Annotated in this window: 13 protein-coding genes and 1 other RNA gene; 10 read left to right on the forward strand and 4 right to left on the reverse strand. The window is 60.1% G+C overall.

Going from position 1 to position 14,911, the window contains the following annotated elements; all coding sequences use genetic code 11:
• Window positions 1-105: 105 nt before the first annotated feature.
• The 4 genes from chrA to NIT7645_RS05590 form a co-directional block, all read right to left on the reverse strand.
• The gene (gene chrA / locus NIT7645_RS05580; RefSeq protein WP_008561227.1) at window positions 106-1,419 is read right to left on the reverse strand and encodes a chromate efflux transporter; all 1,314 of its coding nucleotides are present in this window, start codon (window positions 1,417-1,419) and stop codon (window positions 106-108) included.
• Window positions 1,420-1,518: 99 nt separating this feature from the next.
• Window positions 1,519-2,016 carry a nuclear transport factor 2 family protein gene (locus tag NIT7645_RS05585; RefSeq protein WP_008562526.1) on the reverse strand — a complete coding sequence of 166 codons (498 nt, stop codon included), beginning with the start codon at window positions 2,014-2,016 and terminating at the stop codon, window positions 1,519-1,521.
• 250 nt (window positions 2,017-2,266) lie between these two features.
• Window positions 2,267-2,639: a transfer-messenger RNA gene (ssrA, locus tag NIT7645_RS19160) on the reverse strand.
• Window positions 2,640-2,714: 75 nt separating this feature from the next.
• A complete protein-coding gene (locus tag NIT7645_RS05590) occupies window positions 2,715-3,443 on the reverse strand; it encodes a FadR/GntR family transcriptional regulator (RefSeq protein WP_008561332.1) in 729 nt (242 codons plus the stop codon).
• Between the two features lie 142 nt (window positions 3,444-3,585).
• On the opposite strand from NIT7645_RS05590, the gene NIT7645_RS05595 reads away from it, so the two are divergent.
• The 10 genes from NIT7645_RS05595 (at window position 3,586) to NIT7645_RS05640 (ending at window position 14,838) form a co-directional block, all read left to right on the forward strand.
• Entirely contained in the window at window positions 3,586-4,356 is a 771-nt protein-coding gene (locus tag NIT7645_RS05595) for a DUF2182 domain-containing protein (protein WP_008559757.1), read from the forward strand.
• A gap of 21 nt (window positions 4,357-4,377) precedes the next feature.
• Complete coding sequence (locus NIT7645_RS05600) at window positions 4,378-5,010, forward strand: DUF1326 domain-containing protein (RefSeq protein ID WP_008559879.1); 633 nt, start codon at window positions 4,378-4,380, stop codon at window positions 5,008-5,010.
• A 69-nt stretch (window positions 5,011-5,079) separates the two neighbouring features.
• Window positions 5,080-6,183, forward strand: a complete 1,104-nt coding sequence (locus tag NIT7645_RS05605) for a dimethylsulfoniopropionate demethylase (protein WP_008563007.1) — start codon at window positions 5,080-5,082, stop codon at window positions 6,181-6,183.
• 12 nt (window positions 6,184-6,195) lie between these two features.
• On the forward strand, window positions 6,196-7,188 hold the full coding sequence (gene acuI, locus NIT7645_RS05610) for an acryloyl-CoA reductase (RefSeq protein ID WP_046210171.1): 993 nt from the start codon (window positions 6,196-6,198) through the stop codon (window positions 7,186-7,188).
• 216 nt (window positions 7,189-7,404) lie between these two features.
• Window positions 7,405-9,051, forward strand: coding sequence for a BCCT family transporter (locus tag NIT7645_RS05615; RefSeq protein ID WP_008559339.1), 1,647 nt, complete (start codon window positions 7,405-7,407; stop codon window positions 9,049-9,051).
• Window positions 9,052-9,215: 164 nt separating this feature from the next.
• Window positions 9,216-10,439, forward strand: a complete 1,224-nt coding sequence (locus NIT7645_RS05620; RefSeq protein WP_008561162.1) for an aminotransferase class V-fold PLP-dependent enzyme — start codon at window positions 9,216-9,218, stop codon at window positions 10,437-10,439.
• Window positions 10,440-10,470: 31 nt separating this feature from the next.
• Window positions 10,471-11,907 carry a cryptochrome/photolyase family protein gene (locus tag NIT7645_RS05625; RefSeq protein WP_008561009.1) on the forward strand — a complete coding sequence of 479 codons (1,437 nt, stop codon included), beginning with the start codon at window positions 10,471-10,473 and terminating at the stop codon, window positions 11,905-11,907.
• Window positions 11,908-12,019: 112 nt separating this feature from the next.
• Window positions 12,020-13,225 (forward strand): SAM-dependent methyltransferase, encoded by a 1,206-nt coding sequence (locus NIT7645_RS05630; protein WP_008562372.1) that lies wholly within the window; start codon window positions 12,020-12,022, stop codon window positions 13,223-13,225.
• A 16-nt stretch (window positions 13,226-13,241) separates the two neighbouring features.
• Window positions 13,242-13,682, forward strand: a complete 441-nt coding sequence (locus tag NIT7645_RS05635; protein WP_008560129.1) for a TrgA family protein — start codon at window positions 13,242-13,244, stop codon at window positions 13,680-13,682.
• A gap of 28 nt (window positions 13,683-13,710) precedes the next feature.
• Window positions 13,711-14,838, forward strand: a complete 1,128-nt coding sequence (locus NIT7645_RS05640) for an NUDIX domain-containing protein (RefSeq protein ID WP_050686454.1) — start codon at window positions 13,711-13,713, stop codon at window positions 14,836-14,838.
• Window positions 14,839-14,911 lie beyond the last annotated feature (73 nt).

Consider the following 14,911-nt stretch of genomic DNA (forward strand, 5'->3'; position numbering starts at 1 on the left):
CTTGTTCGATTTGCTTCAGAATACGGATTTCTGGGGGAAACTAAAGAGCCGCTCCGCAAGCTTTCGTAAATTATTTGGGACGTTTGCGTCGCAGGCTGGCGGTGTTTAAACGATGTGCGACACCGCAACGCCAAGGGTGGCCATGACCGGCAGGATAAGGCTCAGCCGCCCGCGGCAGATCACCCAAACGGCAGGCGCAATCAGCACCAGCATCAGCGCCGCAACATCGAGGCTGGCAATTTGCGGATGGGGCAGGGCCAGCCATGCGCTCTCACTCGCTGTGATCTCGCGGAAAATCACATGCATCAGAAACCATGCAGACAGGTTGAGGATCACCCCGACCACCGCAGCGGTGATGGCTCTGAGCGCGGCACCAAGGCGTGGATGGTTGGTGATCCGCTCGACATGTGGAGCGGCGGCAAAGATCCATAGAAAACATGGCACGAAGGTCGCCCAAAGGGCCACAACACCGGCCGCAAGTGCCATCCAGACACCGGCCGCCAGCGCACCGGCCAGCATGGCAACAAACTGCGTGACAAGAATCAGCGGACCCGGGGTTGTTTCGGCAAGGCCAAGCGCATCAATCATCTGGCCTGTGTCGATCCAGCCGAAATCGTCGACAACAGTTTGGGACATATAGGCGAGAACGGCATAGGCTCCGCCAAAGGTGACCACTGCCAGTTTGGCAAAGAACCAGCCGATATCGGCAAGAATCTGTGGCCCGGCAATGCTGAGCGCGGCCAGCGGCATCAGCCATAGCGCACCCCACAGCGCGATCGGGCGCAATGTGATGGCCGGGTCTTTCAAGGGCGCGGTCTTTACCGCGGCCTGTTCCACTGGGGCACTGCCGTGCAGAGCAAAGGCGCCAATCAGACCGGCGGTCAGAACCACCAATGGAAATGGCAGGCCAAAGACGAACAGGGCCGCAAATCCAAGCCCCGCAAGCGCCAGATCAAATGGGCCCTTCAGGGCCTTCTTCCGCAGTCGAATAAGGGCCTGGAAAACGATCACGACAACAGCGGCCTTGATGCCCAGAAATCCATCCTGAACAATAGGTTGCGCGCCATAGCTGACATATAGGAATACCAGCGCTGCAATCACCGCCGCACCGGGAAGGACAAACAGAAGCCCGCCGATCAATCCGCCGGGAACGCCGCGCAGACGCCAGCCTGCGTAGGTTGCAAGCTGCATCGCCTCAGGGCCCGGCAGCATCATGCAAAACGACAGGGCCCGCAGGAACTGGTCCTCGCTCAGCCAGGGGCGGTCTTCCACCAGTTCCTTGTGCATCAACGCAATTTGCGCCGCAGGCCCGCCAAAGGACAGAACACCGATCCGGCCAAAGACCTGAAAAAGCTCTCTCAATGACGGATGGGTCGTCGCCTCTGCGTTGGAGCGTGGAGAAGGGGAATGCTGTGTCATGGCAAAATCATGGAGCTACCTGCGTTCGTCACAGCCATAACATCCGCACAGCCCAGAACCAGCGGGAAAGCGACGGAATCTGAGAAAAGACCGTTTGCCTCAGGTGCGTTGCGCAGGTGTTTGGGCGCGCTCGTCGTCGGGGCTGCTGCCGGATTTGCCAGCATCGCTTGCCCAGATCAGCCGCTCGCCTGTCATGCAGATCGGCAGGCATTCCGGTGGCAACTGGCCCAGTTGCTCCAGCATGGTCACATAATCAAAGTTCGACAGAAAATCGCGGATCTGACCATCTTTGAATTCAACAACCAAAACGCCGAAATAGTCCAGCGGCCCTGCGCCGCCAAACCCGGTCCCGGTGACATGGATGCGCACACAGCTCAGGTTGCCATCGTCAAGCCCATGGGTCTTTTCCAGTTCCAGCCCGGTCAGGCGGGCCTTCAGTGTCATGACGACTTCGGCATAGTCCTCGGCTGCGGTGACAGCGCCATGCAGCGGGCCTTTCATATTCAAATCAGGATGAAACATCGGCTCGATCAGCTCAGTTCGACCATTGATCCAGACGTCATGGAACCAGGTGTAAAGGCGTTCGTGGTTTTTCATGCAACCTTGACCGATGTGCTAGAGCGTTCACGGAAAACTGAACCACAGAGTTTACGAAAAATTCAACGTAAAATTTGCGCTGAACTGCGGAATGTCGCAGGTCGCGGTTGGGACGTATCTGGATCCGTCAACTGACCCCAATGAAGCGACGGCAGCACTTCATGCGAGGGGGTGCAGAATTTGGCCTTTGGCGCAGGGGGTATGCCCGGTCACGTCGAATGGCCGCAAGAATTCATGGTTGGAGAGGGGAAGTGCAGGTTTCTGTTGCCAGGTACCTGCGAACCCCGCCTAACGCGGCTAGGCGCTAGGGCTTAAAGTCGGTTCGACTCGGACTGCTTACGCAGCCAGAGCAACCGGAGCACGATTGTCGTTTGCAATTGTACTGTTTTCGCCGGTAACGGTGGCAGACAGCCGAGACAAAGCTAACCCCTTTAGACGTTCGTCGATCCTATTTCGGCCCCCAGAACCTGAAAATACCCCCAAACGAAGGATACCCCAGTGGTGTTATGGTGGAGCCGCCGGGTACCGCCCCCGGGTCCGATCCGCTTATTACGAGCGCGTTTATGTCCATAGTCCCGAAGGACAGCTCTTATATAGGCGGCAAACGGCTGCTTGCAAAGGGGGGCAGAGGGAAATCCTGCAGGAAATTCTGTTGCTTTCCTGCGCATTATGACGCCCGCAATCAATGCATCCTGACCCTAGCGTTTGGCGCGCGCGGCAAAGACATCCGCAGCCAGTTTGCGGGTTTCGTCTTCCAGCGCGCTCAGCCCCTGAACCGCATCAGGCCCATCGCCCGCTTCGATTGCGTCAGCGATCCGCGTGTGCAGCGCTAGAATGATCTGCCGGTCACGGGCGGTAAAGGTGATCATGTTCATCAGCGGCTGCATCGCTTCAACCGCGCCTGCAAGCTGATAGGACAGAACCGGATTGCCCGCCCCGTCGACCAGCGCCCTGTGAAAGGCCACATCAGACGCGCAGAATGCCTCATCCGTCAGACCGGGCTGGCCCTGGCGAAAGATCTCTGCGCGCATGGTTGCTAGCTGGTCGGCGCTGCGGCGGGTGGCCGAAAGGGGCGCACAGGCCCGCTCCAGCGCATAGCGCGCTTCGCAGGCCGTGTCGAAACTCACGGCGTTCATGCTGAGCAGCAGGGTAGAGGTGGTGATCTGCTGGGAATAGGCATCTTCGTAGTTCAGACGGTTCACAAAGGCACCGCCTGTCGCCCCCCGCTGAGTCCGGATCAGCGACTGCGCAGCAAGCCGTTTCAACGCCTCGCGCACAGTGGGGCGCGAAACCTGAAACTGTTCGGACAACTCCGCCTCGGACGGCAGACGCTCATCCACGATCAGATCCCCGGCCACAATGGCATCGCGAATGGCCTGCGCAATTTGCGCCGACAGGTCGGCTGCGCTGTTGGGGTCAAGTTTCATTTCGGGGCTCCGGCTGCAAGAAATCATTTGTCAGACATTTAAAAGTCTGACATTTGATTCATAGGGGTTGAGTCGTAAGATTGGCAAGCAACTCCTGCACTCGACGCATGAACGCAACCCATCCGAGCAAGGGGCGCCCGCAATGAAAGCTGTCCTGACCCAAAAGATCCGCATGATGCAGGGCTGGCATTGGCTGGGCCTTTTTGCCGTGATCCTGGGGGCCTGGATCGTGCTGTATTTGATGGCGGTGCCTGCGGATCTGCGCGAGGCGGGCCAGATCTATGGCGCAGATTTCTGGCGGGACCTGTGCACGATGACCCCGGATGCGGCGGGCTATCTGCGGATGGTTCTGATGTGGTCCTTGATGTCGGCTGCAATGATGGCGCCGACCGCACTGCCAGCTTTCGCGACCTATGATGACCTCAGCCACGCCGCGCCGGATACCCGGTTTGGTGATCTGGTTGGTGGGTATCTGCTAGTTTGGGGTGGGTTTTCCATCGTCGCGGCCGCGCTGCAGATGCTGTTGTTTCAGCTGGGGCTGATTTCTGCGTTCGGCGACAGCCTCTCTGCAGGGCTCAGCGCGGCACTGCTGCTGATTGCGGGGCTTTATCAGTTTTCCAGCGCCAAGGAGGCCTGCCTCAGCAAATGCCGCCGTCCGCTGGTCTTTTTCATGCAGCACTGGGACGAGGGGGCCTTTCGCAATGGTGTGCGGCTGGGATTGGTATGTCTTGGGTGTTGCTGGGCGCTGATGCTGCTGGCCTTTGTCGGCGGGGTCATGAACGTCGCTTTCATGGGGCTCGCAACCCTCATCATGGTTTTTGAAAAACTGCCCGATCTGGGCCGGTACCTGACACGACCTCTGGGCGTGCTGCTTCTGGGCTGGTCCGTGTGGATCGGGCTCACACTTATCTGAGATTACTAAGGGAGAGAAAAAATGGCTTTGGATGCTGCGGTCGGGACGGTTCCCTGGACCATCAAGGGGGAGCTGATCCTCAATTGTAACTGTACTGTCTTCTGCCCCTGTGTGGTGTCGCTGGGTCAGCACCCGCCGACCGAGGGCCACTGTCAGGCCTGGGCCGGTGTGCGCATCGACGAGGGGCAATATGGGGACGAAGATCTGTCAGGTCTGAACGTCGGCCTGTTCCTGGAAATTCCGGGCAACATGGGGCGCGGCAACTGGAAAGCTGCGGCGTTCATTGATGATCGTGCCTCTGACGCAGCCTATGACGGCCTGGTCAACATCTTCTCCGGGGCCGCACGCGGCACCACGGGTCTGTTTTCGCTCCTGGTGAGCGAATTCCTCGGCGCAGAGCGGGCACCGGTTGTCTTTGAAACCGAAGGTAAGGAACGCCGTCTCATGGTCGGCAAAAAGATCCAGGGCGCGGTTGTTCCGGTTGAGGGCAAGGATGGCAAGGACATTGTCGTCACCAACACCGAATACTGGATGGGCCCCGACATCACCGTTGCCAAGGCAACCAAGGGCCGCGTGCGCGCCTTTGGCCGTGTCTGGGATTTTGAAAACCGTTCAGCTGAAATCTGCCAGATCGACTGGCACGGTCCACGCTGATCTTGGGGCAGGCGGCGGGTGGGACCGCCGCCGTATCGCCCCGGCTGCGCCTGGTAGGGAGGAATTGCCATGGCCTTGATCGCACCATCCCGCCGCCTGCGTCGCACACCGTTTTCGGACGGGGTCGAGGCCGCAGGCGTCAAAGGATACACCGTCTACAACCGGATGCTGCTGCCCACCGTCTTTGAAAGCGTCGAGGCAGATTATCACCATCTCAAGCGTCACGTTCAGGTCTGGGATGTCTCTTGCGAGCGCCAGGTCGAGCTGCGTGGCCCGGATGCGGCCCGTCTGATGCAGATGCTGACACCGCGCGATCTGCGCGGCATGACGGCGGGCCAGTGTTTCTATGTCCCCATCGTCGATGAAACCGGGGGAATGCTGAATGATCCTGTGGCGGTCAAACTGTCAGAGGACCGCTGGTGGATCTCGATTGCAGACAGCGACCTGCTGCTTTGGGTCAAGGGGATCGCAAATGGCTGGCGGCTGGATGTTCTGGTGGATGAGCCGGATGTGTCACCTCTGGCAATTCAAGGCCCAAAAGCAGACGATCTGATGGCGCGCCTGTTCGGTGAGGACATTCGATCCCTGCGGTTCTTTCGCTTTGGCATCTACCAGTTCGAGGGCCGCGACCTGGTGATCGCGCGCTCTGGTTACTCCAAACAGGGCGGCTACGAGATCTACCTGGAGGGCAGCGATATGGGTATGCCCTTGTGGAACCGGCTTTTTGAGCTGGGCGCAGATCTTGAGGTGCGGGCAGGCTGCCCCAATCTCATTGAGCGGATCGAAGGTGGCTTGCTGAGCTACGGCAACGACATGACCGACGATAACACCCCGCATGAATGCGGTCTGGGCAAGTTCTGCAACACCCACACCGCAATCGGCTGCATCGGTCGCGATGCGCTGTTGCGGGTCGCTAAGGAAGGCCCGGTTCAGCAGATCCGCCCCATCGCGATCAAAGGCGATGCCGTGGGTCCCTGTGACCGGCTGTGGCCTGTCTTCGCAAACGGGCGCAAGGTGGGGCAGGTGTCCTCAGCGGCGTGGTCGCCCGATTTCAACACCAACGTGGCCATTGGCATGGTCCGCATGACGCACTGGGATGCGGGCACCGCGCTGGAGGTGGAAACACCGGACGGCATGCGCGCCGCGACAGTGCAGGAAAAATTCTGGATTTAAGGGAGAGACGACATGTTCAATGCATTGGTCGTGAACAAGGATGAAGAAAGCGGCAAGACTTCTGCCGCGGTGGAACAGATCAGCCTCGATCAGCTGCCCGACGGCGAGGTGACGGTGGCGGTGGACTATTCCACCGTGAACTACAAGGACGGGCTGTGCATCGGGCCGGGCGGTGGTCTGGTGCGCAAATACCCCCACGTGCCCGGCATCGATTTTGCCGGTACGGTAGAGACGTCCTCTGATGAGCGTTACAAGCCGGGCGACAAGGTTGTCCTGACCGGCTGGCGCGTCGGCGAAGCTCATTGGGGCGGCTATTCCCAAAAGGCCAACGTGCGCGCCGACTGGCTGGTGCCGCTGCCCGAGGGGCTTGATACCCGTCAGGCAATGGCGGTGGGCACGGCCGGTTTTACCGCAATGCTGGCCGTGATGGCGCTGGAAGATCACGGGCTGGTTCCGGGGCACGGTCCGGTTCTGGTAACGGGTGCTGCGGGGGGCGTGGGTTCGGTTGCGACCGCCATCCTGGCCAACCTCGGCTATGAGGTTGCGGCCGTCACCGGCCGACCGGAAACAGCCGACTATCTGAAATCCCTCGGCGCGACCCAGATCGTCGCCCGGGAAGAGATCAACGAGACGGTCAAACGCCCGCTGGAAAGCGAAACCTGGGCAGGCTGCATTGATGCGGTGGGCGGCGATATGCTCGCACGGGTTCTCGGCCAGATGAAATATGGCGCCTCGGTTTCTGCGGTCGGTCTGGCCGGTGGTGCCGGACTGCCAGCCACGGTCATTCCGTTCCTGCTGCGAGGGGTGAACCTCCTTGGGATCGACAGCGTAATGCAGCCCTATGACAATCGCCTGCGGGCCTGGCAGCGCATCGCCAAGGATCTGCCGATGGACAAACTGGAGGCGATGGTTCAGCCCGCAACCCTGTCGGATCTGCCGCAACTGGGCAAGGACATCCTGAAAGGCCAGGTCAAGGGCCGCGTTGTGGTCGACGTGAACGCCTGAGCCGCCGGGCCGATGTGACAGTCTTGAAAATGCGCGCAGGTTTTGCGCGCATTTTCTGTTTCAACAGGGTCAGTTTTATCTGCTAGCGCGCTGAAAAGACGCAACTAACGCGGGGCATCCGGATCGGTTCCAGAAAAAATTTCACTTCGGCGGGAACCTGCGCAGCTTTCACTTGTTGGGTTTGTGGACGTTCACAATAACAAGACTGGAACGCGTATGACTGATGAAACGAACAATCAGGGCATCCCGACCCCGGACGGAAGCGCTGATGTAATCGAGACCGACTATGAAATCGGTCAGGACAACCTTGAGGGCTCGGTTGGGCCCATCGGGTTCGACATCCACAATCCTGTATTCATGATCTCCGGCATCGCCGTGATGATGTTTGTATTCTACGCATTGGTGCTGCCAGAGCAGGCTGATGCGTTGTTTGGCTGGCTGCGCGGCACCGTGACCAGCAGTTTCGACTGGTTCTTCCTAAGCGCTGGCAACATCTTTGTGCTGTTCTGCTTTGCGCTGATCGTAACGCCCTGGGGCAGTGTGCGCCTTGGCGGGGACGAGGCCGAACCCGACTACAACTACCTGGGCTGGTTTGCGATGCTGTTTGCGGCAGGCATGGGCATCGGGCTGATGTTTTACGGCGTCAGCGAACCGATGAGCCACTATTCCACCGCGATGGGTGGCATCAGCGTTGGTGAGGATGGCGTCAGAACCGACTGGGCGCCGCTTGGCGCAGCTGCTGGCGATCAGGCAGAGGCGGTGCGCCTTGGCATGGCGGCGACGATCTATCACTGGGGCCTGCACCCTTGGGCGATCTATGCAATCGTGGCGCTGTCTCTGGCGCTGTTTTCCTACAATAAGGGCCTGCCGCTGACCATTCGCTCTGCCTTTTACCCGATCTTCGGCGAACGTGTCTGGGGCTGGACCGGCCATGTCATCGACATCGTGGCGGTGTTTGCGACCCTCTTTGGTCTGGCGACCTCTCTTGGGTTTGGCGCGACACAGGCCAATGCGGGTCTGAACGAGCTGTTCGGCGTGCCACTCGGCTCGACAACCGAAGTGGTCCTGATCTCGGCCATCACCGCTGTTGCTTTGGTTTCGGTTGTCCGGGGCCTTGATGGCGGGGTGAAGGTGCTGAGCGAGCTGAACATGGGGCTTGCTTTTCTGCTGTTGCTGTTCGTGCTCCTTGTTGGGCCGACGCTGCTGATCCTCAGCGGATTTGTCGACAGCCTGGTGGCCTATGTGCAGTATCTGCCGGCCCTTTCCATGCCTTTCGGCCGCGAAGACGTGAACTTCAGCCAGGGCTGGACCGCGTTCTACTGGGCGTGGTGGATCAGCTGGTCGCCGTTTGTGGGTATGTTTATCGCCCGTGTCAGCCGTGGCCGCACCGTCCGTGAGTTCGTGATCTGCGTTCTGCTGATCCCCAGCCTGGTCTGTGTTCTGTGGATGAGCGTCTTTGGCGGCACCGCGATCCATCAGGTGATCGCAGACGGCTACACCGGTGCGCAGGATGCCGCGCTTGAGCTGAAACTGTTCAAGATGCTGGGCGAGCTGCCCCTGGCGTCCTTGACCTCCTTTGTCGGGATCGTCCTGGTGGTTGTGTTCTTTGTCACCTCATCGGACTCCGGCTCGCTGGTGATCGATACGATCACCGCCGGGGGCAAGGTCGATGCACCGATGCCCCAGCGCGTGTTCTGGTGCGTGTTCGAAGGGGCCGTTGCGATCGTGCTGCTTTTGGGTGGCGGTCTGGCCGCCTTGCAGGCGATGGTGATTTCAACCGGACTGTTGTTCACTATTGTGCTGCTCTTGATGTGCTGGGCCATCGCGCGCGGCCTGCAGGGAGAGCGCGACCAGATGCGCTGAATCTGCCAGCCATTTTGAAAATCAACGCCTCGCACCAAACGGTGCGGGGCGTTTTTGTCTGAACGGGGTGGCCCGGCGTTAGATCGGGCCAAACGTCACCTCAGTCCTTGACCTGCATGGGGAAGGGCTGCACTGATTTTCTCAGCAAAATGAATGGAGTGATCATGGCCCTCGATATCGACTTTGTCCGCAGTCAGTTCCCGGCATTCCGCGCCGACAGCCTTCGGGGCCAGGCCTTCTTTGAAAACGCGGGGGGCTCTTACACCTGCCAGCCTGTGATCGACCGGCTCAATCGCTACTATGTCGAACGCAAGGTCCAGCCCTATGCGCCCTATGCCGCCTCCCAACTGGCGGGCGCCGAAATGGACGAGGCGCGCAGCCGCCTTGCCGCGATCATGGGGGTTGCCACCGAAGAGCTGAGCTTTGGCCCCTCCACAACCCAGAACACCTATGTTCTGGCGCAGGCGTTTCGTCAGTTCATGAAACCGGGTGAGGCGATCATCGTCACCAATCAGGACCACGAAGCCAACACCGGCCCCTGGCGTCGCCTTGCAGACGAGGGGATCGAGATCCGCGAATGGGCGATCAACCCGCAGACCGGTCATCTTGACACCGCCGATCTTGAGACCCTCTTGGATGAAAACGTCCGCCTCGTCTGTTTTCCGCATTGCTCCAACGTCGTGGGAGAGCTGAACCCGGTCACGGAAATCACCGCGCTGGCCCATGCTGCCGGGGCTTTTGTCTGTGTGGATGGGGTTTCATATGCGCCCCACGGCCTGCCCAACGTGGGAGAGCTGGGTCCGGATATCTATCTGTTTTCAGCCTACAAGACCTATGGACCGCATCAGGGCATCATGGTGATCCGGCGCGAATTGGGCGCGCTGTTGCCCAATCAGGCGCATTACTTCAACGCCGACGTTCTCTACAAACGCTTTACCCCAGCCGGACCCGACCACGCGCAGATTGCTGCAAGCGCGGGCATGGCTGATTACATCTCGGCGCTGGCTCATCATCACGGCGGGCCAGAGACCGAAGGCGCAGAGCAGGGCGCCTTTGTTCATGATCTCATGCGCGCCCATGAGGTCGCGCTGCTGCAACCGCTTCTGGATATGGTGAAGGACCGCAACGATGTGCGCCTTCTTGGTCCAACGGATGCGCAGAGGCGCGCGCCAACCGTTGCGCTCTCGCTCAACCGCGCGGGCGCAGAGGTCGCAGCCGAGCTGTCACAGCACGGCATCATGGCAGGCGGCGGTGATTTCTACGCGGTACGTGCGCTCAAGGCGATGGGTGTGGATACGGACAAAGGTGTGCTGCGGTTGAGTTTCACACATTATACCTCTGAAAAGGAGGTGACACAGTTGATGGAGGCCCTAGATCGCGTGTTGTAAACACGTGTGAACAAGGGACCTTGACCGCTCCATGACTGATGGAATTCCGGCAAATGCGCCGGTGATCTGGTGGATCAGGCGCGATTTGCGCCTGTCCGACAACGCAGCCCTGACCGCCGCCGTCGACAGCGGCGCGCCGGTGCTGCCGGTGTTCATCTTTGACAGCCAGGATGAAGATCTCGGCGCTGCCCCACGGTTTCGTCTGGGGCTCGGGCTTGAACACCTGGCGCAGCGGCTGGAGAGGCTGGGCAGTCGGCTGATCCTGCGGCGCGGCTCGGCGCTTCAGGTGTTGCAGGATCTGCTGAAAGAGACGGGCGCGCAGGCCGTTCACTGGACCCGCGCCTATGATCCGGCCAGCCGGGCGCGCGACACGCTGATTAAAGAAACCTTAAAATCCCAAGGTGTTGCAGCGCATTCTTACAGTGGAAATCTCCTGTTTGAACCCTGGACTGTGGAAACCAAGACGGGGGGGATGTACCGTGTCTATACCCCGTTCTGGCGCGCGGTGCGGGGCCGTGATGTGCCGGGTCTCTTGGTGGCACCCGGGACGATCCCCGCGCCAGAGCAGTGGCCAAACTCCGACCAGCTGGACACATGGAAATTGGCCGCTGCCATGCGCCGGGGCGCGCCTGTGCTGGCGGCCCATTGCCGGGTCGGGGAAGAGGCGGCGCAGGACCGGCTGGATGAATTTATCGAAACCGGCATCGCCCGCTATCAGGATCTGCGCGATCTGCCCGCCGTGGATGGCACATCTGGTCTGTCGGAAAATCTCGCCTGGGGAGAGATCAGCCCGCAACGCATGTGGCACCGAGGGGCAGAGGCAATGGCGCAGGGCGCTGCGGGGGCGGAAACCTTCCTCAAGGAGGTGGTCTGGCGCGAGTTTGCCTATCACCTCATGTTCCACACCCCCCATATCCTGACCAAGAGCTGGCGCGAGGAATGGCAGTCCTTTGCGTGGTCAGAGAACGAAGACACCCCAGAGGTGCTGGCCTGGAAACAGGGGCGCACTGGCTACCGCTTTGTCGACGCCGCGATGCGTGAGCTGTATGTGACCGGCAAGATGCATAACCGGGCACGCATGATCGTTGCGAGCTTTCTGACCAAACACATGCTCACCCATTGGCGGATCGGCCAGAAGTGGTTTGAGCATTGCCTTGTGGATTGGGATCCGGCCTCCAATGCGATGGGCTGGCAGTGGGTGGCAGGCTCCGGGCCGGACGCCGCGCCTTTTTTTCGGGTTTTCAACCCGGATGGCCAATTGGACAAATTCGACCCCAAGGGGCGCTATCAGGCGCAATGGATCGCCGAAGGAAACCCCAAACCGCCAGACACGGCGCGCGCCTTTTTCACGGCTTGCCCCAAATCCTGGCAGCTCTCTGCGGATATGGCCCGCCCCCGGCCCATCCTTGATCTTAAGGCCGGGCGCGAGCGCGCTCTGGAGGCTTATCACAACCGCGACAAAGGGTAGGGCGGCCAGCCCGACCCCATCGGCGTTTCCGACAGATCCCTTGCCAGAAACGCCTGATTTGGCCTAGCCTTTTTCAAATCTTGTCATTTGAAGGGAAAGGGGGTCGCGCCACATGCTGCTCACAACGACCGAAGGACAGAGCAACCTGCCGCGCTATTTCGCGGCCATCTTTGAGCGGCTGCAGGCGCTGGAGGTGGGGCAGCTGGACATCAAGCTTTCGGATGGGCGGGTGTTTCGGGTTGTGGGGCGCGAACCCGGACCTGCGGCAGATCTGATCATTCACAACGATGACAGCTTTACCCGGCTGATCCGCGAGGGGGATCTGGGGTTCTCGGATGCGTATCTCGAAGGGTGGTGGAGCACATCGGATCTGCAGGATTTCATGGATCTGGTGCATCTGGGCTATGAACCGGTCTATGACGGCTTTCCGGGCAGCGCCCTGATCCGGGCCTATGAACAGTTCCGTTTCTGGCTGCAGCGCAATCACCGAACCCAGGCGCGGGCAAACATTTCCTATCACTATGACCTTGGGAATGATTTCTACGCGCTCTGGCTTGACGACACGATGACCTATTCCAGCGCAATCTTTGAAACCGGCCAGGAAAGTCTGGAGGCAGCCCAAACCGCAAAATACGCCTCAATGGTGGATCAGATGGGCGTCAAACCCGGTGATCACGTGCTGGAGGTCGGCTGTGGCTGGGGCGGTTTTGCGGAATATGCGGCGCGCGAACGCGGCTTGCGGGTGACGGGGCTGACCATCAGCGAAGAACAGTTGAAGTTCGCGCGCGAGCGCATTGATAAGGCAGGCCTTTCAGGTCAGGTAGAGCTGCGGATGCAGGACTACCGCGACTGCAAGGGAGAGTTCGATGGCATTGCCTCGATCGAGATGTTCGAGGCGGTCGGGGAAAAATACTGGCCTGCCTATTTCAAGATGATCCGCGACCGGCTGCGCCCCGGCGCACGGGCGACGCTGCAGATCATCACCGTCGGGGACCACCGCTGGGAGGTCTATAAACGCGGGGTTGATTTCATTCAGAAACACATCTTTCCCGGCGGCATGCTGCCTGCGCCAAAGATTCTGCGCGAACAGGTGGAAAACGCAGGGTTGCAGATCGTCAAATCACTGGAATTCGGTGACAGCTATGACCAGACGCTGCGGCGGTGGCACCATACCTTCAACGACCGTTGGGACGAAGTTGCCGCCATGGGCTTTGACGATCGCTTTAGAAAAATGTGGAACTTCTATCTAACCTCTTGCGCCTCGGCCTTTCGGGCGGGCACTTGTGATGTGACGCAGGTCACGATCTCTCACCGCTGATACGGAAGCCGACACAATGCCCACTGCCGCCCGTTTGATCGCCGCTATCTCTATGGCTCTGGTTGCGATTGTTGCCTCCTACCTCATCATGCCTCTGCTGCCAGAGGGAACCGATTTTGGCTACTTTGTTCCGCTCAATGCAGGGCTTGGTTTGCTGGTCGGTTGGATCTGGGTTGGCCGCAAAACCGGCCACGGATTGGTGAACGCGATCAACAATGGCCTGACTGGCGTGGCTTTGCTGGTCCTTTGGGGTCTGTTCCTGCAAGGCGCGTGGGAAATGTTCCGCCTTGCCATGCGAAACCGATACGATGGTCCTTTTGAGGCGCTTTCAGCGATTTTTGTGATCGCTCTGGATTTCTTTTTTGTCATGGCGGTGCCACATGTGTGGCTGGCGCTTGTGATTGGCGGCGTGTTCTCGGCTTTGTTGACCGAAAACGCCGCAAGACGCTGGCGTTGAGGGCTTGAACTCCAACGGGACTGCGATTTTGGTTGATCTTTTTGTCTATGGCACGCTGCGCCATGTGCCTCTTTTGGAACTGATCCTGGGCCGCACCGGTCCGGACCTTGACGTGCGCGAGGCCCATCTGCCCGGACATGGTGCCTTTGCTGTTGTGGATCAGCCATTTCCGGCCATCGAGGAGCGAGAGGGCCACAGGGCGCCGGGGCTGCTGCTGCGGGGGCTGAGTCAGGACGACATGGATGCGCTCAACTTCTACGAAGGTGGTTTTGATTACACGCTGCGCCGGATGAACGTGACGCTGCAGGATGGCACGGTTTGCCCGGCGGATGTCTATTTTCCCGAACCGGGGCTTTGGCACACGGGCGATGTCTGGGATCTGGAGCAGTGGCAAGACAAATGGGGCGCCCTGTCGCTGCGCGCCGCCGAAGAGGTCATGGCCTATCGTGGACGGCTGACCGCCGCCGAGGTGGCCGAGCGGTTCCGCCCGATCCGTATCCGGGCAGCGGCCTGGCTTGCTGCGCAGGACCGACCGGCTGATCCAGACCACGACCTGAGCCGTGATGTCGTGGTCCATGCCCATAAACGCGCCTATGTGAATTTCTTCGCGATGGAAGAGATGGATCTGCAATTCCGTCGCTACGATGGCAGCCTCAGCCCGGTGGTCAACCGTGGGGCGGCGCTGGTGGGGCAGGCCTCTGTCGTTCTGCCCTATGATCCGCGCCGCGATGCTGTTTTGCTGATCGAACAGTTCCGCGCGGCGACCTATATCGCGGGCTGTCGGACCCCTTGGATGTGGGAGCCGGTTGCGGGGCTGATTGATCCGGGCGAAACCGCAGAGCAGGCCGCCCACCGCGAGGCGCAGGAGGAGGCGGGCCTGTCTCTCACGTCGCTGGAGACGGTTACACGGGCCTATCCGTCAAGCGGAGCATCGGGCGAATTCCTGCATATCTTCGTGGGGATCTGCGATCTGGACACCGTCGGAGAGGGCGGTGGCCTTGATAGCGAAAACGAGGACATTCGCAGCCAGATCCTGAGTTTTGACGCTCTGATGGAGGGCATCGACGCCCAGATCTATCAGGACATGCCATTGGTCACGGCGGCGCTCTGGCTTGCCCGTCACCGCGACCGCCTGCGCCGCGCGCAGACCATGTAACACGACCTGCAAGCCGGACTGACGGCTTGTGGTCCAACTGCCCCTTGGCTACACCTCAAGGGAATGATCGAAA

The sequence above is a fragment of the Phaeobacter italicus genome, assembly GCF_001258055.1.
In the GTDB taxonomy this organism is placed as follows: domain Bacteria; phylum Pseudomonadota; class Alphaproteobacteria; order Rhodobacterales; family Rhodobacteraceae; genus Phaeobacter; species Phaeobacter italicus.

Coding starts and splice junctions, on each gene's coding strand:
- NIT7645_RS05590 (WP_008561332.1), bottom strand. CDS start 3,443: ATGAAACTTGACCCCAACAGCGCAGCCGACCTGTCGGCGCAAATTGCG.
- NIT7645_RS05635 (WP_008560129.1), top strand. CDS start 13,242: ATGCCCACTGCCGCCCGTTTGATCGCCGCTATCTCTATGGCTCTGGTT.
- NIT7645_RS05585 (WP_008562526.1), bottom strand. CDS start 2,016: ATGAAAAACCACGAACGCCTTTACACCTGGTTCCATGACGTCTGGATC.
- NIT7645_RS05630 (WP_008562372.1), top strand. CDS start 12,020: ATGCTGCTCACAACGACCGAAGGACAGAGCAACCTGCCGCGCTATTTC.
- NIT7645_RS05600 (WP_008559879.1), top strand. CDS start 4,378: ATGGCTTTGGATGCTGCGGTCGGGACGGTTCCCTGGACCATCAAGGGG.
- acuI (WP_046210171.1), top strand. CDS start 6,196: ATGTTCAATGCATTGGTCGTGAACAAGGATGAAGAAAGCGGCAAGACT.
- NIT7645_RS05625 (WP_008561009.1), top strand. CDS start 10,471: ATGACTGATGGAATTCCGGCAAATGCGCCGGTGATCTGGTGGATCAGG.
- NIT7645_RS05595 (WP_008559757.1), top strand. CDS start 3,586: ATGAAAGCTGTCCTGACCCAAAAGATCCGCATGATGCAGGGCTGGCAT.
- NIT7645_RS05620 (WP_008561162.1), top strand. CDS start 9,216: ATGGCCCTCGATATCGACTTTGTCCGCAGTCAGTTCCCGGCATTCCGC.
- chrA (WP_008561227.1), bottom strand. CDS start 1,419: ATGACACAGCATTCCCCTTCTCCACGCTCCAACGCAGAGGCGACGACC.
- NIT7645_RS05615 (WP_008559339.1), top strand. CDS start 7,405: ATGACTGATGAAACGAACAATCAGGGCATCCCGACCCCGGACGGAAGC.
- NIT7645_RS05605 (WP_008563007.1), top strand. CDS start 5,080: ATGGCCTTGATCGCACCATCCCGCCGCCTGCGTCGCACACCGTTTTCG.